We start from the raw sequence: 19,158 nt of genomic DNA on the forward strand, positions 1-19,158 counted from the left end.
GACGGCCGCCCTGGGGCTTGGGCCGCGGCCTCGGCAGCAACGGCTCCAGCGCCGCCCACAGATCATCGGATACAAGGGGCTTGCTCATGTCCCCTAACGCACGAGAGGCGGTTTTGTTAGGCGCTCTAAAGCTCGCTGTGCGAGGCTCTGTGCATTTTGAGTGCCAGACCGACAGACCGCCAGAGAGTCATGCAGTATGATTGACACTCCGACCTAGTGAAACACTGCCATATTGCCAGAACGCCAGCTTGTTAGAGGAACAGAGTGTCACACTGACAGAATGTCAGTTGTAAATTAGTGCCAGATAGTATGTTTGCCAGAGCGTCAGATGGGCATAGCGTCAGACTGGCATAGCGTCAGACTGCCAGAGTGTCAGCCTGGCAGAGTGTCAGCCTGGAAGAGAGAAAGATCGATAGAGTGCCAGAGTGCCAGAGTGCCGTAGCGCATGAGGGCCATATTGCCACAGTGACAGAGCGAACGAGCGTCACAGCGAAAGGGCGATTGATCGACAGATCGCAAGAGTGCATCCTCGCGGATTGTACGAACGCCGGAGTGTCAGAGTGACGGAGCGCCAGAACGCATGAGTGCCGGACCGCACGAGCGCATGGAAGAAGGGAAAGTGATGAGCAGGGGCATTCGCGTAATCGCGGTTATGAACCGCAAGGGTGGCTGTGGAAAATCGACCCTGGTGCGTGGGCTAGCAAGCGCCGCCATCGCGCGGGGCGACCGGGTAACGGTCTTTGATACCGACAGCAGCCAGAGCATCTACGGCTGGATGAAGGTCGCAAAGCAGCTCGGGAACTGGAATGACCGAGCCGAGGTGATCCACACCTACGACCCGGCAGAGATCACCGCCAGGCTCGACGCGATCTACAACGAACCTGAGCACGACCATCTGGTCCTGATCGACACCTTCGGCGGCGCGAGCGAAGCCTTGGATGATGTTGTGCTGCAGTCGCACCTGATCGTCGCGCCGGTTCGGCCGGGCAGGGGTGACTATACCGAAACGATGGAGACGCTGATCTGGCACGAGCGCCTGAAAGGCCGTGTCAAAAATGCGCAGAGCGTGCCGGAATATCGCGTTGTCATTAACGCCGTGTCGGTTGAACCGAGCGCAACCGAAAGGCAGGCCATTGAACAGATATTCGGGTCCATGCCGGTGATCGAGGAACCGATCATGGAGCGCAAAGCCTACAAGCAGGTCGATGGGGAAGGGCTGCTTGGAGAAATTCGCGACAACACCCGCAAGGGCATCATCCAGAACCACCTGACGAACGCCCTCGAAGAAATGGATGCAGTTCTGCAACTTCTCGATGAAGCCATGCTGGCCGATGCGGAGGCTGTCTGATGTCCCTTCCGCGCAAAAGGCCCAGCCACATACTCAAGCGCGACCGTGAGTTTACCCAAACAATCGGTAAGCCCGCATCTGATAGGCCGAATCCATTTGATATGGTTGGAAAGGAACTCCGAGAGAAGTTGGAGGCGGCGCGGCCAACGGAAGTCTCCGAGGCGCCGCCGGCAGACCCCGCGCCCGTCGATCCAACCATTCGGTCGGAAAAAGCGGCCGCTCACGATCTATCCGCGACTAGAAAATCACCACGACAGCGACCGCGACAATCAGAGGAAGCAGGGCACACCCACGATCGACCTGATGGCAAGACGCCGCAATTGGCGCAGGCAGAACACGGCCTGGAAACCGCACCCGCCACGGAGGCACCGGACAGCGACAAGGTGGCGGCTTCAGTCACTGTCGAGCCACTGGCCGAAGGTGCAGGGGGCACGGACGCCTATGTCGATGTTGTGCTGACTATTCGCATCCACGCGGACATAGCGAAGCGGGCAGAAACATGGGCAGCGGCGGTAGGCTTGCCACCGACGACCCTGCTGCGCAACAGCCTCAACAGGTTCAAGCCAGAACTGCTGCGTGAATTCAAGACGATCAAGGCAGGCGACGTTCATCTGGATCGACCGGAAAGCGTTGGGCGGCGGCACATGCAGACGCGGGTGCAGCTCACACCGGCAGAGATTGCCGACATGGAAGCCCGGCTCGACCCGGCGGGGTTCGGCGTCCTGCGTTCGATGTTGAACCACTACACGCGCGCGCGCTTCTCATCCTACCTCGATGAGATGATGGCGAACGCAGGTTACTGATGGAGTGATCCCCGCGTAGGGCGAGCTCAGCGACAAAGACGCGAAGATCGCGCCTTCTGGGGATTCGGGCAAGCCGGACGCCCCCAGTCCTGTGGGCCGCGCGCTGGAGGGGGCGAGGGGTGCCGCGCCAGCGGCTGCGAGCGCCGTATAGGCGCATGGCGACGCTTGGGCCGGCCTTAGCCGGAGCAAGCGTCGCCTACCTAGACGGAGAGTGCGCCCCGCTTGATGCGGGACGCGGGTCGGAGGATAGGGACCGCTTATGCGGCCGCCCTTTCGTCCTCGACGCGCTGGCCTTTCATCAGCCATTCTGAGGCTTTCTGCGCCTCGCTGGCTGCTTTAAAAATTAACCGCTTGTTATCCTTCAAGGCGCGCAGCCAGCTTTGAACGTAAGCGCCGGACTGCTCGCAGTCGGGGGTCAGGCCAAGCTGGGCGCAGGTCATGCAGTTGCCGATTTCTGCTATAAGCTCCTCGAACGCATAGGCTTTGCGATCGGTGAAGCGGCCAAGCCGGTCAAGGCGGGTTCCGTGACCCGTCCAGTGGCAAGCCTCGTGGGCGAGGGTGGCATAAAATCCGCCTGCGTGATGGAACGTCGCGATCGGCGGCATGTGGATGAAGTCGGCAACCGGGTTGTAGTAGGCTTGCGGCTCGTCGCTGGTGCGAATGTCCGCGCCCGTGGCGGCAAAGAAAACGTCAAGGGCGGGGTCGGCGGCGGTGCCAAGGTCACGGACGGGTTCGGCCGGGGTGCCGTAGTATTCGGCGGGCAGGCCGTCGATCTGCTCGGCGTTGAAAACCCGGTATGCTTTCAGGTAGGGCAGGCGGCGTTCCTCGCCAGTGTCAGCGTCCTCGCGCTCAAAGGTGCCGTATTTGACAACGGTGGACGACTTTTCGCCCTTCCGAACCTGCCCGCCTGCCTCTCGGGCTTGCTTGTAGGTGAACCAGCGGGGCGCGCGGTAGCCCTTGGCGTCGGCGGCCAGCCACAGCATCAGCACGTTGATGCCGGAATAAGGTTCGCCGTTGCTCCGCAGCGGGAAGGGTGCGCCGCCCTTCTCGCCGGTCCAAGGCTTGCGCCATGCCGGGGTGCCCGCCTCGATGCTGGCAATGATGCTGTCGGTGACGTGGGCGTAAAGGTCGAACTTGTCAGCCATTTTGGCCTTCCTTGTGGTGAAGCCCTTTGCCAGTCTGGTGCCGGATAATCGGGCGGGGTTTCTGGCGAGGAAGCGCGAAGCGCGCGCCTCTCCTGAAAGCCTGCCTCCCGGCGAGGGCAGGAGGGGGTCCCGCGCAAGGTTGTCCGTAGGGGCGAAGGGGAGGGGGATCACCCGGCCTGCACGGAGCGCGACGCGCGGAGGAAGGCCGGGGAAACCTCTTCGCCCCGTGAAGCGGACGGCCTTGCGTGGGGGAACCGGCGGTTCCCATGAACGGACACGCGCCCTTCGCGCGTGGCCCAAGGAAGGGCAGGGGCGTTCGGCTTGTCCGAATCCCCCGGCCAGGCGCTGCCACGCGCCTTTGCCCCCGATCACCGCGCCTGCGCGGGGATCTCCGCATCATCTTCCTCGGCCAGAGCTATCCAGCCTGCCGCCCCTGTCTGGCGGCGGGCCTTGCATGGCGGCGAGCTGAACGCGCCCGACGCAGAGCGAAGGAAAGCGAGCCACCTTGTGGAAAGGTCTGGCTGTGGCCCAGCAACTGCCCGCCCGGTTGACCACAGGCCCTTTTATTTTGGCCGTGGGACGTGACCGCCAGCGGAACGTCTCCCCGAGCCACCCGCGATGTGGGAAGTTCGGGTGGGGATTGGACCGTCAGGCCCTGGGTTTTCAGAGCCGAGAGCAAGTTGGGTCGGCCCCCTTCAACGGTTTTGGGCCTGAACAGATAAAAGGGAGTCTTTGATGTCCCGGATAAAAGGAAAGGCGACGACCAATCAGACCCCATCAGAAGCGGTGATGGTTGGCGTCGGTGTCAGGAAGACGTGGCTCGACGTGTTTTTGCACCCTATGGGGGAACGTGTCCGTGTCGGGAACGACGCCACGGGCATCGGCAAGCTTCTGACGTGCTGCTTGGCCCATTCCGCCGGGCTCGTGGTGATGGAAGCGACCGGCCGGTATCATCGCGCGGCGCATACCGCCTTGCATGAGCCGGGCATTTCGGTCGCGCTCGTCAACCCTTATTGCACCAGGCGGTTCGCGGATGTGCTTGGCTGTCTTGCCAAGACGGACGAGATTGACGCCGAAGTCTTGGCCCGGTTCGCGACCATCATGAAGCCTGCGCCAACCGAACCGTCCTCAGCAACAATGGCTCGGATCAGAGAGATCGTCGTCGCCCGGCGCCAGGTGATCAACGAGCGTTTCGTGCTGGAGAACCAATGCGCAGAGGCGACGTCAGACATCGTGAAAGACCTTCTGACCGAGCGGATTGCCCTCTGCCGACGACATTGCGACCTTCTTGATGCCGAGTTGCAGGCGGGTCTGAAGGCAGACCCGCAGATCGCGCGGCGCTACGCCATCCTGACGTCAATCCCCGGCATCGGCCCGACAACAGCGGCGACGCTTCTGGCAGAGATGAAAGAGCTGGGCAGCGCCAATGCGGGCGAGGTCGCGGCCCTTGCCGGACTGGCACCTATGAACCGGGATTCGGGGATGATGAGGGGAAGGAAGACGATCCGCGGCGGGCGGGTCTTGGCCCGGAACACCCTCTACATGGCAAGCGTCAGCGCGGTACGGTGGAACCGTGATTTCAAGGCGTTCTACGAACGTCTGCGAAGGGCAGGCAAGCCGTTCAAGGTTGCGATCACAGCCGTCATGCGAAAGCTTCTGATCCTTGCGAACACCTTGCTGAAGGAGGGCAGGGCCTGGTCGGCGACCCCGCCCTGAACCGGCCTTTGGCCGCGTGGTGCCCGAGCTCAGCAGTGCGAGACCAAGCTGCCCCTCGCTGCGGTTGCGAGACGGGTTGGCGCTGCCGTGCCCGCTTCGCCCTGCGGGGCGACAGCCGACTTGCGGCGGCGCGGAGCGGCGGGCTGTAGAGCAAGCAAAAGTCGCCATTTGGCGCGCCAGAGGATCACCAATTTCAGAGCGCCTCGCTAGGAATACCGCGACTATGTCGACCTGACCATGCCAGGAGACCTGCCGGTCGCCGAGGTGCGTGTGATGATCGAGAAGGCGCTGGTTCCGATCCCCGCGCTGATGACCGGCTCGCTGCCGGAGGTGCAGGTCTTCAGCTATGGCCCCGCGGGATCACCTACCGGGTGAAATACTGGGTTCCACGCCACGACCGCGAACTCGCCTGGCAGGCGGGGATCTTCGCCCGCGTCGATGCCACGTTGCGGACGAAAGGCATCCGGGGGACGCCGGACTCTGTGGTTCTGCACCCGCCGCCTTCTGTCCTGACTGAGATCAAGGTAGAGGGCGCGATCCAGCGCCGTCCCAGAGGACAGGCTGTCACCAATGCATGGCGAATGAGTGGCCGGATGGAATGGCTGCCCGTTTCAAGAAATCACCTCCATATTAGTTCAACTTCATAACTCGTTAAGATTTCCTGATTGTAACGGAGGTCTTTCGAATGCTTCCTGTTGGGGCGAGCCGACGGAACGGCGCGCCTCACCAGGAGGAAGACATGGACGAGGGGTCTTTGGCGCGGCGATCGAATGTGTCGCTGCCGCGGCGGGCATGGAACATCCGCCGCAAGGCATTGCTGATGGGCGAGGTGCAGGGGCAGGGCTATATCGGCCAGGCGCTCGGCGTGGCCGACGTGCTGGCCGCGTCCTACTTCCACGCCTTGAGCTACCGGCCGGACGATCCCGAATGGGAAGGGCGCGACCGCTTCCTTTTGTCGATCGGCCATTACGCCATGGCGCTTTACGCCGTGCTGATGGAGGCGGGTATCCTGCCCGAAGCGGAACTCGAAACCTACGGCATGGACGACTCGCGCATGCCCATGTCGGGCATGGCCTCCTATACGCCGGGAATGGAGATCACCGGTGGCAGCCTTGGCCACGGACTGGGGATTGCGGTCGGCATGGCAATGGGGCTGAAGCGCAAGGGGAACCCCGCCTTCGTCTACAACCTCATGTCGGACGGCGAGTTGGGCGAGGGCTCGACTTGGGAAGCCGCAATGGCGGGCGCGCACCACCGCTTGGACAACCTGATCTGCCTGGTGGACTTCAACGACCAGCAGGCGGACGGGAAGTCGACGCAGATGCTCAGCGCCGAGCCGCTGCCCGAGAAGTGGGAAGCCTTCGGCTGGCACTGCCAGCGCGTGGACGGGAACGACCTCGACGCCGTTGTCGCGGCCTTCGACGCGGCCCGCGGGCTGAGCGAGCCCCGGCCACGCGCCATCATCTTCGACACCCGCATGTGCAAGGGCGTCCCGTTCCTTGAAACGCGCGAGATCACGCATTTCGTCCGCGTCGAGCCCGATGAGTGGGCCAAGGCGCTGGCCGTTCTGGAAGAAGGAAAGCCGCAATGACGCTCGCCTCGATGGCCCGCAAATACGAACCGCGCCGGCTGCCCGAGGGCGAGCGGCAGGCCACGTCCGCCATGATCGCCTCTCTGGCCGCCGAAGGCTACGAGACTGAGGCCGCGCCCTTCGGGAACGCCCTGATCGAGCTTGCGCGACAACGCCCCGAGATCGTGGGCCTGACCGCCGACCTTGCGAAATACACCGACCTGCATGTCTTCGCGCAGGCCTTTCCCGACCGCTTCTACCAGATGGGTATGGCCGAGCAGGTGATGGTCTCGGCGGCCGCGGGGCTGGCGCGCGAGGGCTTCATCCCCTTCGCCACGACTTATGCGGTCTTCGCCTCGCGCCGGGCCTATGACTTCATCGCCATGGCCATCGCCGAGGAGAACCTGCCGGTGAAGCTGGTCTGCGCCCTGCCGGGCCTGACGACCGGCTACGGCCCCAGCCATCAGGCGACCGAAGACATCGCGATCTTCAGGGGGCTGCCCAACATGACCATCATCGACCCCTGCGACGCGGTGGACATCCGCCAGTCCGTGCAGGCGATGGCCGACCATCCCGGACCCGTCTATTCGCGGCTGCTGCGGGGCAAGGTGCCGGCGGTCCTGACCCGCTACAAGCCGGACTACCAGTTCCGGCTGGGGAAGGCGCAGATGATCCGCGAGGGCAGGGACGTCCTCGTCATTTCGTCGGGCTTCATGACCATGCGCGCCTTGGACGCGGCCGAGTTGCTGGCGGCGGATGGCGTGGATGTGGCGGTGCTGCATGTGCCGACGATCAAGCCGCTCGATACCCAGACCATCCTGACGGAGGCGGGCCGAGGCGGAAGGCTGGTCGTCGCCGCCGAGAACCACACGGTCGTGGGGGGCTTGGGCGAGGCGGTCGCGGCCACGCTGCTGCGAGCGGGGGTGACGCCCAGCTTCCGTCAGATCGGCCTGCCCGACGAGTTCCTCGAGGCCGGGGCGCTGCCGACGCTGCACGAGATGTATGGGATTTCGGTCGGCAAGGTGGCCCAACAGATCAAGGGCTGGCTCTGAGAGCCACCATCAGCACACAAGGGAGGAGAACGGCATGGGCCTTCTTGAAGGACGTTTCGTGGTCATCACCGGGGCAGCCTCGCCACGGGGCTTGGGCAAGGCGACGGCGCGGCTGTTCGCCGAGCATGGCGCCACGGTCGCCATCCTCGATCTGGATGCGGATGCCGCAGCTGAGGCGGCCGAGGATCTGGGCGAGGGGCATGTGGGCCTTGCCTGCAACGTGGTGGACAAACCTGCCTGCGAGGCTGCCGTGCGCGCCTTGCTGGATCGCTGGGAACGCATCGACGTGCTGGTGAACAACGCCGGCATCACCCAGCCGCTGAAGATCATGGACATCGCGCCCGAGAACTATGACGCGGTGCTGGACGTGAACCTGCGCGGCACGCTCTACATGAGCCAGGCGGTGATCCCCACCATGCGGCAGCAGAAGTCGGGCAGCATCGTCAACATGTCCTCGGTGTCGGCGCAGCGGGGCGGTGGCATCTTCGGCGGGCCGCATTACTCGGCTGCCAAGGCGGGCGTGCTGGGTCTGACAAAGGCCATGGCGCGCGAACTTGCGCCTGCGAACGTGCGGGTCAACGCCATCTGCCCCGGCTTCATTGCCACCGACATCACCGCCGGAAAGCTCACGCCCGAGATGCAGCAGGCGGTGCTGGACGGCATCCCGATGGGCCGCGCGGGCGAGGCGATCGACGTCGCCGGCTGCGCGCTGTTCCTGGCCTCGGACATCTCCGCCTATTGCACGGGCACCGAGGTCGATGTGAACGGCGGCTCGCTCATCCACTGACCGCCTTCAGGACAACGAAACACCACCACCCGCATCCTCCCCGCCGATCGCGAGGGGTGCGGGTTCGTCCTCGTCCCTGATCCGGCATCCCGCGCGCAGCAGCAGGTCGCGCGCTTCATCGTTGTGCTCGCGGCCTACCACCCGCAGCCAGTCAGAAAAGATCCGCACGATCCGGCGCGACAGGTGGCGCGAGGGACAGACCAGCCAGTAGGCCGGGATGTCGATGACCTCGAAGGCGGGCGACAGCGGAATCATCGATCCTTCCTTCAGTTCGTTCCCGGCCAGCGTCGCGCTGTCGAGCACCACGCCGCCCCCATCCTTGGCGAACTGGATCGCCATGGAGGAGCGGTCGAAGCGATAGGCATAGACCCGCTTCACATCCACGATGTCGTTGCGGGGCAGCCAGGCGTCCCAGCGGATAAGCGTCTTGACGCTGTCGATCAGCCGCGCGGCCCGCAACTGCTCGTGCGGGTCGTCTGACAGCCTGTGCAGGCCGGCAAGATAATCCGGGCTGCACATTGGCAACACCAGGTCCCGCACCATGCATTCCGTATGCAGGCCCGACCAGTCGCCTGCCCCATAGCGCAGATCCACGTCGACGACCTCGGTGTCGAAGTCGGTGAAATCCGGCGTCGCGTCGATGCGCAGGTCCCATTGCGGGTTCGCGGCGGCAAAGCTGGCCAGCCGCGGTCCCAGCCAGCGCACCCCGAACGAGGGGCTGACCCGCAGGTTCAGGTGATGGCTTTCGCGCTGGCGGACGATCGCCGTGTGCACGTCCCGGATCGACCGGAAGGCCTCGGTCGTGGTCTGGTAGAGCCGGTCCCCGTCCAGGGTCAGCGAAAGCCGCTGCTTGTGGCGCCGGAACAGACGGACGCCGAACTGCTGTTCCAGCAATCGGATCTGCTGGCTGACGGCGGAAGCCGAGACGCCCAGTTCCTCAGCGGCCTTCGTCACGCGCCCCAGCCGGGCCACGGTCTCGAAATAGACAAGGGCGTTGAGATTGAGGTCGCGGATCATCGAATTCTTCGCCGGTCCTGTGAAGCCACGCTTAAGAGGCGGTTAAGAATCCGAGATTGTCACCTCGGGGCCGCATCGGCAAGAATGATAGGGCGAGCAAGGCACGCTGACGGAGAGGAGCCCGTCACTGCCACACCAAGCTCGCGGGGAGAGGTTCCAGCACGGAATGCATGACGACGCGCCATCGCGGCGCGAGCAGGCCACCGAGACAGCGGCAGGCAAGAAAAGCCTGCGCGCCAACGCCCCGAACGGCCCGACCCGCGGCTTTCCAGCCGGCCCGGAAAGCCGCTGCACCCTGCTCCGAGGTGTGGAGACCAGATCATGGCCGGCAAATTCATGGAGGAGAATGAAATGACCTACCCGACCAGCCGTCGCAGCCTGCTCAAGGGTGCCGCGGCGCTTGTCCTGCTGATGACGGCCTCGCCGGCCCTGGCCCAGGTGACCCTGACGCTCGGCCACGGCGCCGCGCCGGGCAACCCGCGCAGTGTCGCTGCCGAAGAATTCGCGCGCCTCGTCACTGAGCGCACCGGCGGAAACGTGACCGTCAACATCGCAGGCTCTGAGCAACTCGGCGACGACGTGTCGATGCTGACCAGCCTGCGCACCGGCGCGCTCGACTTCACGGCGAACAGCCAGGGCGCGTCCTCGGGCCTCGTGCCCGAGCTTTCGGCCATCGGGCTGCCGTTCCTGTTCGAGGACGCAGCCGCTGCCTACAAGGTCCTGGAGGGACCCATTGGCGACCAGCTCGAAGCGAAGTTCGCTGACCTCGGCATCGAGGTCCTGGACTGGTGGGACAACGGGTTGCGCCACACCACGACCGCCGAAAAGCCCGTCGTGACGCCCGCGGACCTGTCGGGGCAGACGATCCGCACCCCTGCCGATCCGATCACCGTGGACATCTTCCAGGCCTTCGGCGCGGCGACCGAGCAGATCCCCTTTGGCGAGCTTTACATCGCCTTGCAGCAGGGCGTCGTGGACGGGCAGGAAAACCCGCTCGCCAACATCGCCAGCGCCAAGCTTTACGAGGTGAACCCCTTCATCAACCTGACCGGCCACAAGTGGGAATCCACCCCATTCCTGATGTCCGTGATGGCTACGGCCAAGGTGTCGCCCGAGGAACTGGAGATCATCCGGCAGGCGGCGCGCGACGCGGGCGAGACGCAGCGCCGGCTGATGGCCGAGACTGCCGCCGCCCTGCTGGAGGAGTTCAGGGCGAACCCGGCCTTGACCGTCACGGAAGTGGACCGGGCCGCCTTCCAGCAAGCCAGTCAGAGCGTCGTCGAGAAATGGCGCGCGGGCGAGATCGGCGCTTTTGTCGACGAAGTCGTCGCCGCCGTGAACGGGGGTTGAGATAATGGCCGCGGATCGCGATGCCCGCCACCCGCAAGCGGAGAGTGACACCCTCGGGGTGCCGATTGGCAAGGCGCGGACGGTGGCGCTGGCCGACTTGGTGGACCGCGTCGTGGCCGCCTTCTGCCGCTTCCTCGTCCTCGTCACCGGGATCGCGCTGACGGTGATCCTGTCGGCGAACGTGGGGGCGCGCTATGTGTTCGAGACGGGCGGCTTCCGGGCCGCCCAGGAACTGCCCGAGCGGATCTTCCCGTGGTTCATCGTCGGCGGCATCGTCCTTGCCACACAGGCGGGCGGCCACATGGCCGTCGAGTGGCTGCCAAGCAAGCTGGGCCCAAGGGGCCGCCGCAACCTGCTGCTGCTGGGCAATGCCATCATTGTGGTGGTCTATACGGTTCTGCTGCGCGAGGCGCTGCGCCTTGCCGACATCGCCAGCGCCGAACGCAGCCCGGTTCTGGGACTGTCGGGAAGCCACGGCTACTGGTCGATGGCTCTCGGGCTCGGCCTCGTCAGCCTGGTGACGATCACCTCGTCGATCCGCATCAGCATCCTCGGCCCCGAAGCCGCTTACCGCGCGACCTTCAAGGAGATCTGAGATGACCCTTGTCCTTGTTCTCGTCTTTATCGCGCTGATGATCCTGGCGGTCCCGGTCGGGCACGCGCTGATCATCGCAGGCGCGGCCGCGGTCCTGTGGAACGGCGTCGTCCCCCTGATGGTCGTGGCTCAGCAGATGTTCGACCAGACCCAGTCCTTCCCGATGCTGGCGCTGCCCTTCTTCATGCTGGCCGGCGCCCTGATGATGGGCGGGCGGCTGGGGCGCGAGCTTCTCGACTTCGCCTCCGAGGGCATGAAGCGTTATCGGGGCGGAGAGCTTTCCACCACCGTGGTCGCCTCGGTCGCCTTCGGCGGCGTGTCGGGCAGCGCGGTCGCCAATGCCTCGGCGCTGGGATCGGTGCTGATCCCCTGGCAGAAGAAGCGCGGCTATCCGGCGGGCCTCTGTGCCGCGAACAACGCGACCTCGGCGGTGATCGACATCCTCATTCCGCCTTCGATCCCGATGATCATCTATGCGCTGGTCAGCAATGCCAGCGTCGGCGACCTGTTCACCGCCGGCATCCTGCCGGGGCTGCTGATGGCGGCAGGGTTCGTCGGTGTCTGCTGGGGGATCTCGCGCAAGCGGAACTATCCCGTCTCGACCGAGAAGCCGGACCGGCGCGCGCTGCTGAAGCTGGCGCTGCGCTCGGCCCCCGCGCTTGCCTTGCCGATCCTGATCGTGGTGATCCTGCGCTTGGGCTTCGCCACGCCGACCGAGGTGGCGGTGCTGTCGGTGCTTTACTCGCTGGCGCTGAGCCTGATGCTTTACCGCGACCTCAGTTGGGCACGCTTCCGCGATTCGATGATCGAGGCCGGGGTCGCCACCGGCGTGGTCATGCTGGTCATCATGGGCAGCGCGGTGATCGGCTGGCTGCTGACCTTCGGGCAGGTGCCGACGCAGGTCGCGCAATGGGTGACGGCCAACATCGAGTCGAAATGGCTGATCCTGCTGGCGCTGAACATCCTGATGTTGATCGTGGGGATGCCGCTCGACCTGCCACCGGCGATCCTGCTGCTGGGGCCGATCTTCGTGCCGCTGGCGGCTGCGATGGGCATCGACCCGGTGCAACTGGGCCTCATCATGATCATCAACCTCGGGATCGGGCTCTACACGCCACCGATCGGGACGACCCTGTTCATCTCGTCATCCATCGCACGAGCCAGCTTGGGCGAGACCACGCGCGAGCTGTGGCCCTTCTTCCTGGTGGCGATGGCTGTCCTTCTGGCCGTTACCTACATCCCGGCGCTGACGATCTACTAAGTCGTTGCGTCCGAACTACGATGGCGCCTTCTGGCATGAGGCGCCGTCGTGGCCTTTCCGGCACCGTCATGTTTTTTTAAACGATACGTGGCGCACATGATTGTTGGGTGGCCCCTGAAGGAGACGCGCCGTGCCTGAACTCAGTTTTGACTTCCTGTTCACGGCCGAGGGCTGGATCGCGATGGCCGCGCTGATCGCGATGGAGGTCGTGCTCGGCATCGACAACCTGATCTTCATCTCGATCCTCAGCAACAAGCTGCCGGCGGAGCACCGGGTCAAGGCCCGCCGGCTGGGGATCGGCGCCGCGCTGATCATGCGGCTGATCCTGCTGGCGACGATCGCCTGGATCGTCGGGCTGACCGAGCCGGTGTTCACGGCCTTCGGCCATGCCTTTTCCTGGCGCGACCTGATCCTGATCGCGGGCGGGTTGTTCCTGGTCTGGAAGGCGACAAAGGAAATCCACCACACCGTCGATCCGGTCGATCACAAGGACAACGTCGTCGGCGGTGCGGTCAGCGCGTCGCTGGGCGGCGCGATCTTCCAGATCCTGCTGCTCGATCTGGTCTTCTCGGTCGACTCGATCATCACCGCCGTCGGCATGACCGACCACCTCGCGATCATGTATATCGCGGTCATCGTCTCGATCACGGTGATGCTGGTCGCGGCCACGCCGCTGGCCAACTTCATCGAGCGCAACCCGACGATCGTAATGTTGGCGCTCAGCTTCCTGCTGATGATCGGGATGTCGCTGATCGCCGACGGCATGGGGTTCCACGTGCCCAAGGGCTACATCTATGCCGCCATGGGCTTCTCGGCCTTTGTCGAGGGACTCAACATCATCGCCCGGCGCAGGAACTCCGGCGCGGCAGAGGCGGCGGAAACCGAGGGGGATCGCGCCTAGACGATTGGGGAGCCCGGCCGCCGCAGGTTGGCGGCGGCTCTCGATCCATGGCGCCACCCACCTGCGCCCAAGATAGCAGTAGACGGGCATCTCGAGCGTCGACGCCGCCTGACCGGAGACCTCCGAGTATCGGAGGTCTCCGGTCCGGTCAGGCTCATCGTGAGGTTTCAGACCTTGCGCTTCAAGACAGATGCTTGCTCGATCCCTGGGGTCTCGCGCGGGCCTGCTGCGGCCCCACGCCGCCCCTCCTAAGGTCGGGTCGGCGCGAGGCTGGACAACCGGGCTATCCCGCAAGCGATCGTCACCCGAAGGGCCGAGACGGGCGGCGCGGGAAAAGCCGCAAAAGAGGGGCAGGGGTCCAGGCTCGGGGCGAAGGCCGGTGCAGCCGGCCGCAGCCTAGAGCGCGGTCTCGGCCAAGGGACGGGATGCGGCTTAACGCTATCATTCTCTTTGTTGTGCCATCACAGGCCGCATGATAGCATTTCTGTTAATGTGACATCACAGGAGCAAGCCATGGGGAACATGACCATTCGCAACCTGCCGGATGAGGTCCACGACCACCTGCGGCGACAAGCTGCCAGCAATAGTCGCAGCATCGAGGCGGAAGCCCGCGCCATCCTGGTCAACTCCTATGTCGCCAAGCACACGGGCGGCTTCGGCCAGCAACTCCGGTCCAGGTTCCAGAGCACGGGCGTGATTGGTGATGAACTGGACCTGAAGCGCGACAAGACGGTAGGTGAGGCGGCGAATTTTTCATGATCGTCCTCGACACCAATGTTCTGTCGGAGGTCCAGAAACCTGTCCCAAATGAGCGCGTCATGGCGTGGCTTGATGCCCAGGAGCCGGGTGATCTCTTTATCACGGCCGTCACGGCGGAAGAGCTGCTGTTCGGCGCCTTCATTCTGCCAGCCGGAGACCGGAGGGCCCGGTTGATCGGCACCATCGAGGCCATTTTGCAGGACGACTTCAATGGTCGTGTTCTCCCCTATGATGTGACCGCCTCGCAGTTCTATGCGTCGCGCGTGGCGGCCGCGCGGGAACGCGGCATCACCATCGGACATGCCGATGGACAGATCGGTGCGATTGTCGCGGCCCAAAGAGAAGCGAAGATCGCGACCCGCGACACGGGACCATTCGAGGCCATGCGCATCGAGGTCATCAACCCGTGGGACTATCAGCCTTGACCCTCACACCTGCACGGTCGGCAGTTCGCTGATCCTGGTGGTGTAGCGGGGCGAGCGGTGATCGGCGCGCAAGCGCCACTCACCCGCGAAGCCCTCGCGCGCCAGCACCATCGTCTTTTTGCCGAAGCGGTCGTTGATCGCATCGAGCGCGTCCGTCAGGCGCGCATCGCGCGGCCGGTCAGGCTCGAAGAGCATGGCCGGCCGGTGGGCCTCAGGCAGCAGATCATCGAGGATCACCCCGGCCTTGGTATAGCCGCAGCCGTTGCCGGACGGATCGCCCCGCCAGCCTCGGCGCGCGGCAGACACGGCGGCATCCACCAGGTCGAAGGTGTGGTTGGACATGGGCCGCAGGCGCACGCTGCGCGAAGCGGAGTGCTGCGGGCGATCCGGCTTGTGCGGGTTGGTGTGGAAAAAGACCGTCAGCGTTCCGGCGACAAGGCCATGCTGGCGCAGCTTCTCGGCCGCGCGGGTCGCATGGGCGGCGATGGCCTGCGCCAGAACGTCGAATATCGTCATGGGCGTGCCCGAGGATCGGGTCACGGCCATGCCCTTTCTCTGCGGCGGCACATCCTCGAAGTCGATGCAGGCAATGCCCCGCAGCTCCGCCACCAGCCGTTCCAGCACAACCGTGCCGATCTTGCGGGACAAGCCCATTGGCAGGTCGCGCAACGCGGCCGCGGTTCTGACGCCCTGGGCGATCAGCTTGGCCTCGGTTGCGGGACCGACGCCCCATATCTCCCCGATGGGAATGCGGCTCATCACATAGTCCCGCACCTGGGGGTTCATGAGATTGCAGACGCCCCCGAAGATCGGGTTCTTCTTGGCAGCATAGTTCGCCAGCTTGGCGAGAGTCTTTGTGGGCGCGATGCCAACGCAGGTCGGGATGCCTACCTGGGTGCGAACCGCTTGGCGCATCCGGGCGGCGTGCGCCTCCATGCGATCGCCAAAGCCGGACAGGTCCACAAAGGTTTCGTCGATCGAATACACGTCGAGGCGCGGCGAGTAGCCATGCAGAACCTGCGTCACGCGTGCAGATAAGTCCCCATAAAGCGTGTAGTTGGAGGACAGGGTCTTCACGCCGTGCCGCTCCATGAAGTCGCGCATCTTGAAGGCGGGCGCCCCCATCTTGATCCCCAAAGCCTTCGCCTCGTCAGACCTCGCAACGGCGCAGCCGTCATTATTCGAGAGGACGATTACGGGGATGCCGTGCAGCGAAGTGTCGAACAGCCGCTCGCAGGACACATAGAAATTGTTGCAGTCGATCAGGACTATCGGCTTGTCGGATGCCTCAAGCATGGCCCTATTCGACGGGCAGGCGGCGCACTACACCTGCCACCACGCCCCAGATCTCGGTCGTCTCGGAGACCGGGATCGTCTCGTATCCATCGCTGCGGGCGCGCGGGTCCAGGAACCAGGTGCCGTCCCGCTTGGCGAGCTTCTTGACGGTGATCTGACCATCAACGAGGGCCAGCACGATGCGCCCGCTGCGCCGCCGTCCTGCCCGGTCCACCGCGATCAGGTCGCCGTCCAGGATGCCTTCGGCCTCAAGGCTGTCGCCGGAGACGCGCCACCAGAAGGTCGCGTGTTCGTGGCGGACGACCCATTTCATCGGATCAACGGTTTCCTCAAGATCGTCCGCCGCAGGCGAAGGAAAGCCCGCTGGCACCCATATGGCGGCCAGAGGCATATCGCGGTCGATCAGCGTGACGGTCAGAAGTTGAAGATCAAATGACATGGCCTGAGAACAAGACGTGAACACGAGCATAGTTCCTACCGCCTGCTGTTCGTCAAGACCTGTGATGATCGCAAAAGAAAGCCCCGCCGAAGCGAGGCCAAGTTTTCCTCCGTTGCAGGAAGGAAAATCGGAGACCAGTCCAGTGGCTATGCGAAAGGATGGGCGGATAGCGTTCGCAGATCGGCATTGGCCTGACGCCACACCATTCCGACGACCAGGCCCACATATGCAATGGCAAGACCACAGACAACGAGAGTGGGGCTGCTGACACCAACAAGATACAGGGTGAAGCCACTGCTGATGATGGTGAGAACCAGCATAAACGCGGCGTACTTCTTGCGCTCTCTGGGTGCATCCACAATCTGGTGGGCAGCATATTGCTCGGCTGCTTGTGCATTCTGGAAAAGGGCCGGTTGGTCCTGGTCACTCTTGATCGCTTCCACTCGCCCGTCCGGGTAAGCGATCGCAGCCTGAAAGACATTGCCGTTCTGGATATAAGTCGGGGTTTGCATGTTTCCTCCGTCACAGAAGGCGGATTTTCAATCATACAGTGGTCTTGCGAAGGGTCAAGATCACGGTGGCGATGCGGGTGCCGACCTCGGCAAAGCTCTGCGGCGCTCGATGTCCTGCGTCGCGCGGCGGCACGGGCGCAGGCGCATGATCCGCGCCGCGATCCGGCGGTGATCGAGGCGCTGATGCTGGCCTGTGACGGCCACCCGAAAGGGGTGCTGATGGAGGCCGCGTGGAACAGGGGCGCGGCGCTCACCCATCCGGGACTGCGGATGGCCGAGTTGCAAAGGATTGCCGATCTTCTGGCAGAGGCACAGGCAGGCCGCAGGTGATACCTTGCAACAAGAAGCCCCGCGCGAGACGGGGCCGAGTTTTCCCTTGTCACACTGGAGGGAAGATCAGACGTTTACGCGGCAGATTTGCGAAGGGTCAAGATCGCGGTGGCGATCCGGTTCCCAACAAGGATCGGAAGAGTATTGCGGTGGCTAGGTCAGGCTGCGCGCAGCCTGCATCTGCCGAACGCGATCTTGTGGCGGTGACGACCCGGCTGCTGAGGGAATGCCATGAGCAGACAGGTATGCTCATCCTGCCAGGCATCTCACGGGCACTGAAAGCGTCACCTGCAGGCCCTGCGCTGCCCATTCAGCAGTGATGGTGCCGCCCAGACTGTCGATGCCGCTCGACACCATCGTCGTGCCGAAGCCTGTCGCGAGCGGAGGACCCGCCGTCGGCGGACCGCCCTGTTCTTCCCACGCGATCTCGAAGCTTTCTCCCCCGTTTCGGCAGTCGACAAGCACCCGGCCCTCTGCGTTCGAGAGAGCCCCGTACTTGATGGCATTCGTCGCCTGCTCGTGCAGGATCAGCGCCAGCGTCGTCGCGGCGGACTGCCCCAGCGGCAGGTCATCGCCCGTGATCCGGATCCGCCTGCCGTCCTCGTCGTAGGGATGCAGCAACACCTTCAGCAGGCCCCTTACCGTGCTTTCGCGCTCGTTCCGGGCCGAGAAGCTGCCGGGAAGAACATAGTCGTGCGCCCGTGCAAGCGCACCGATGCGTCCCCGGAACGCCGTGACGAACGCGCGTGCGTCGCCGTCGCGGGCCGAAGCAGACGCCAGACCGCTGACGACACTGAAGACGTTCTTGATGCGGTGGGACAGCTCGCGCGCCAGCAGGTCGCGTGCCTCGATCGTCCGCTTCAATTCCAGATGCGCCATTGTCTGGCGGGCGAGGGCGCGCAGCACCTCCTGCTGCTCGCTTGTCAGCCCTTCTGGCCGGGGTTGGTAGTCCAGCACGCAGACAGTGCCGAGCGGCAGCCCTTCAGGTGTATCCAGCCGGGCGCCGGCATAGAACCGCAGGTGCGGGGACCCGGTCACCAGCGGATTGCAGTCGAACCGCCGGTCGTCCGCCAGATCCGGGACGACAAGAATTTCCGGCTCGAGGATCGCGCGGGCGCAAATCGACACGTCGAGCGGCATCTCGCGGACGCCCAGGCCGATCTCGGACTTGAAGAACTGGCGGGTGTCCGCGACCAGGTTGACCACCGCCATGGGCGCCTTGCAGATCAGTGCCGCAACACGGGTGATGTTGTCGAACTCGGGTTCGGGCGGAGTGTCGAGGATGCCATAGCGCAGAAGCGCGGCAAGCCTATCGGCTTCGATCCAGCTCGGCGGGGCTCCGGTGCCCGCCTGATCGCATCCGTTTTCAACGTCCACGGTCAAGCATCTCACTGTCATTGCCGAACATGATCTCTGAACAGCTCCGCTCCGGGCGACGCCCTGAGGCGGCAAGCGTCGCCACCCCCGAGCCGATGTCCGTTATCGTTTACGTCGAAATTCCACGGCCCGGCAATCAGTCCCGGCACAAGGCTCCATGATCTGTTGCTGGCCTCGGAGGCAAAAGACAGAGGCCGTGGGGAACGCGGTCAGGGTTCGTCGGACGCAAGCTTGTCATGAAGGTTCTGGTCTTGCCCCCGTTTCGCCGGACACTCAGGCGGTTGCGGTTTGAGCTGCGATGAACTCGCGTGGCGAGCGCATCTTCAACCCTGAGTGCGGGTGGTTGTTGTTGTAGATGCTATGCGCGTCCTGTTCCCGAGGGCGTAGGCTTTGGGCCTTCGCCAGTGATGGAGGCCGCAATGACAAATGCTACTGCAACGACCGGTCTTGTCTGCACCGTTGCCGTCGAGCTTGC

At 64.3% G+C, this 19,158-nt stretch carries 20 protein-coding genes; 14 read left to right on the forward strand and 6 right to left on the reverse strand.

The annotated features are described in order from the left end of the window. Positions 1–580 precede the first annotated feature (580 nt). Together H5395_RS15725 and H5395_RS15730 are read left to right on the forward strand one after the other, a co-directional pair. Positions 581–1,348, forward strand: coding sequence for an AAA family ATPase (locus tag H5395_RS15725; protein WP_182793504.1), 768 nt, complete (start codon positions 581–583; stop codon positions 1,346–1,348). After that, positions 1,348–2,151, forward strand: coding sequence for a hypothetical protein (locus H5395_RS15730; protein ID WP_182793505.1), 804 nt, complete (start codon positions 1,348–1,350; stop codon positions 2,149–2,151). The genes H5395_RS15725 and H5395_RS15730 overlap by 1 nt, the downstream gene beginning before the upstream one ends. 257 nt (positions 2,152–2,408) lie before the next feature. Here H5395_RS15730 and H5395_RS15735 read toward each other — a convergent pair whose 3' ends face one another. Then, positions 2,409–3,296 carry an ArdC family protein gene (locus H5395_RS15735; RefSeq protein ID WP_182793506.1) on the reverse strand — a complete coding sequence of 296 codons (888 nt, stop codon included), beginning with the start codon at positions 3,294–3,296 and terminating at the stop codon, positions 2,409–2,411. Between the two features lie 735 nt (positions 3,297–4,031). Between H5395_RS15735 and H5395_RS15740 the strand changes: the two genes are divergently transcribed. From H5395_RS15740 to H5395_RS15760, 5 genes are all read left to right on the forward strand, one after another. Then, positions 4,032–5,012, forward strand: coding sequence for an IS110 family transposase (locus H5395_RS15740; RefSeq protein ID WP_182793507.1), 981 nt, complete (start codon positions 4,032–4,034; stop codon positions 5,010–5,012). Between the two features lie 237 nt (positions 5,013–5,249). Next, positions 5,250–5,387: a hypothetical protein gene (locus H5395_RS15745; RefSeq protein ID WP_182793508.1), complete on the forward strand. Its 138-nt coding sequence runs from the start codon at positions 5,250–5,252 to the stop codon at positions 5,385–5,387. 364 nt (positions 5,388–5,751) lie between these two features. Next, complete coding sequence (locus H5395_RS15750) at positions 5,752–6,603, forward strand: transketolase (protein WP_182793509.1); 852 nt, start codon at positions 5,752–5,754, stop codon at positions 6,601–6,603. After that, positions 6,600–7,634 (forward strand): transketolase family protein, encoded by a 1,035-nt coding sequence (locus H5395_RS15755; protein WP_182793510.1) that lies wholly within the window; start codon positions 6,600–6,602, stop codon positions 7,632–7,634. Before H5395_RS15750 ends, H5395_RS15755 begins: the two co-directional genes overlap by 4 nt. A gap of 34 nt (positions 7,635–7,668) precedes the next feature. Next, complete coding sequence (locus tag H5395_RS15760; protein ID WP_182793511.1) at positions 7,669–8,421, forward strand: SDR family NAD(P)-dependent oxidoreductase; 753 nt, start codon at positions 7,669–7,671, stop codon at positions 8,419–8,421. 6 nt (positions 8,422–8,427) lie between these two features. Here the strand turns inward: H5395_RS15760 and H5395_RS15765 are convergent, their stop codons facing one another. After that, positions 8,428–9,438 (reverse strand): LysR substrate-binding domain-containing protein, encoded by a 1,011-nt coding sequence (locus tag H5395_RS15765; RefSeq protein ID WP_182793512.1) that lies wholly within the window; start codon positions 9,436–9,438, stop codon positions 8,428–8,430. A 351-nt stretch (positions 9,439–9,789) separates the two neighbouring features. Here H5395_RS15765 and H5395_RS15770 point away from each other — a divergent pair, with 351 nt between their 5' ends. The 6 genes from H5395_RS15770 (at position 9,790) to H5395_RS15795 (ending at position 14,729) form a co-directional block, all read left to right on the forward strand. Beyond that, positions 9,790–10,788, forward strand: a complete 999-nt coding sequence (locus H5395_RS15770) for a TRAP transporter substrate-binding protein (RefSeq protein WP_220495084.1) — start codon at positions 9,790–9,792, stop codon at positions 10,786–10,788. Positions 10,789–10,792: 4 nt separating this feature from the next. Beyond that, positions 10,793–11,383 (forward strand): TRAP transporter small permease, encoded by a 591-nt coding sequence (locus tag H5395_RS15775; protein WP_182793513.1) that lies wholly within the window; start codon positions 10,793–10,795, stop codon positions 11,381–11,383. A 1-nt stretch (position 11,384) separates the two neighbouring features. Continuing rightward, positions 11,385–12,644 carry a TRAP transporter large permease gene (locus H5395_RS15780; protein ID WP_182793514.1) on the forward strand — a complete coding sequence of 420 codons (1,260 nt, stop codon included), beginning with the start codon at positions 11,385–11,387 and terminating at the stop codon, positions 12,642–12,644. Positions 12,645–12,774: 130 nt separating this feature from the next. Next, positions 12,775–13,545, forward strand: a complete 771-nt coding sequence (locus H5395_RS15785) for a TerC family protein (RefSeq protein ID WP_370576481.1) — start codon at positions 12,775–12,777, stop codon at positions 13,543–13,545. A 513-nt stretch (positions 13,546–14,058) separates the two neighbouring features. After that, on the forward strand, positions 14,059–14,304 hold the full coding sequence (locus tag H5395_RS15790) for a plasmid stabilization protein (protein WP_182793515.1): 246 nt from the start codon (positions 14,059–14,061) through the stop codon (positions 14,302–14,304). Then, complete coding sequence (locus H5395_RS15795; RefSeq protein WP_182793516.1) at positions 14,301–14,729, forward strand: type II toxin-antitoxin system VapC family toxin; 429 nt, start codon at positions 14,301–14,303, stop codon at positions 14,727–14,729. The genes H5395_RS15790 and H5395_RS15795 overlap by 4 nt, the downstream gene beginning before the upstream one ends. Positions 14,730–14,732: 3 nt before the next feature. Here H5395_RS15795 and H5395_RS15800 read toward each other — a convergent pair whose 3' ends face one another. The 3 genes from H5395_RS15800 to H5395_RS15810 all read right to left on the reverse strand — a co-directional run bounded on the left by H5395_RS15800 (position 14,733) and on the right by H5395_RS15810 (position 16,976). After that, positions 14,733–16,025: a Y-family DNA polymerase gene (locus H5395_RS15800; protein WP_182793517.1), complete on the reverse strand. Its 1,293-nt coding sequence runs from the start codon at positions 16,023–16,025 to the stop codon at positions 14,733–14,735. Between the two features lie 4 nt (positions 16,026–16,029). Continuing rightward, positions 16,030–16,464, reverse strand: a complete 435-nt coding sequence (locus H5395_RS15805; protein WP_182793518.1) for a LexA family transcriptional regulator — start codon at positions 16,462–16,464, stop codon at positions 16,030–16,032. Between the two features lie 146 nt (positions 16,465–16,610). Next, positions 16,611–16,976 (reverse strand): hypothetical protein, encoded by a 366-nt coding sequence (locus H5395_RS15810; protein ID WP_182793519.1) that lies wholly within the window; start codon positions 16,974–16,976, stop codon positions 16,611–16,613. A gap of 183 nt (positions 16,977–17,159) precedes the next feature. Here H5395_RS15810 and H5395_RS15815 point away from each other — a divergent pair, with 183 nt between their 5' ends. Then, on the forward strand, positions 17,160–17,306 hold the full coding sequence (locus tag H5395_RS15815; RefSeq protein WP_182793520.1) for a hypothetical protein: 147 nt from the start codon (positions 17,160–17,162) through the stop codon (positions 17,304–17,306). A gap of 249 nt (positions 17,307–17,555) precedes the next feature. Here the strand turns inward: H5395_RS15815 and H5395_RS15820 are convergent, their stop codons facing one another. Beyond that, complete coding sequence (locus H5395_RS15820) at positions 17,556–18,704, reverse strand: HWE histidine kinase domain-containing protein (protein ID WP_182793521.1); 1,149 nt, start codon at positions 18,702–18,704, stop codon at positions 17,556–17,558. Between the last annotated feature and the right edge of the window lie 454 nt (positions 18,705–19,158).

Origin of the sequence: Paracoccus sp. MC1854 (assembly GCF_014164635.1) — a bacterium.
In the GTDB taxonomy this organism is placed as follows: Bacteria; Pseudomonadota; Alphaproteobacteria; order Rhodobacterales; family Rhodobacteraceae; genus Paracoccus.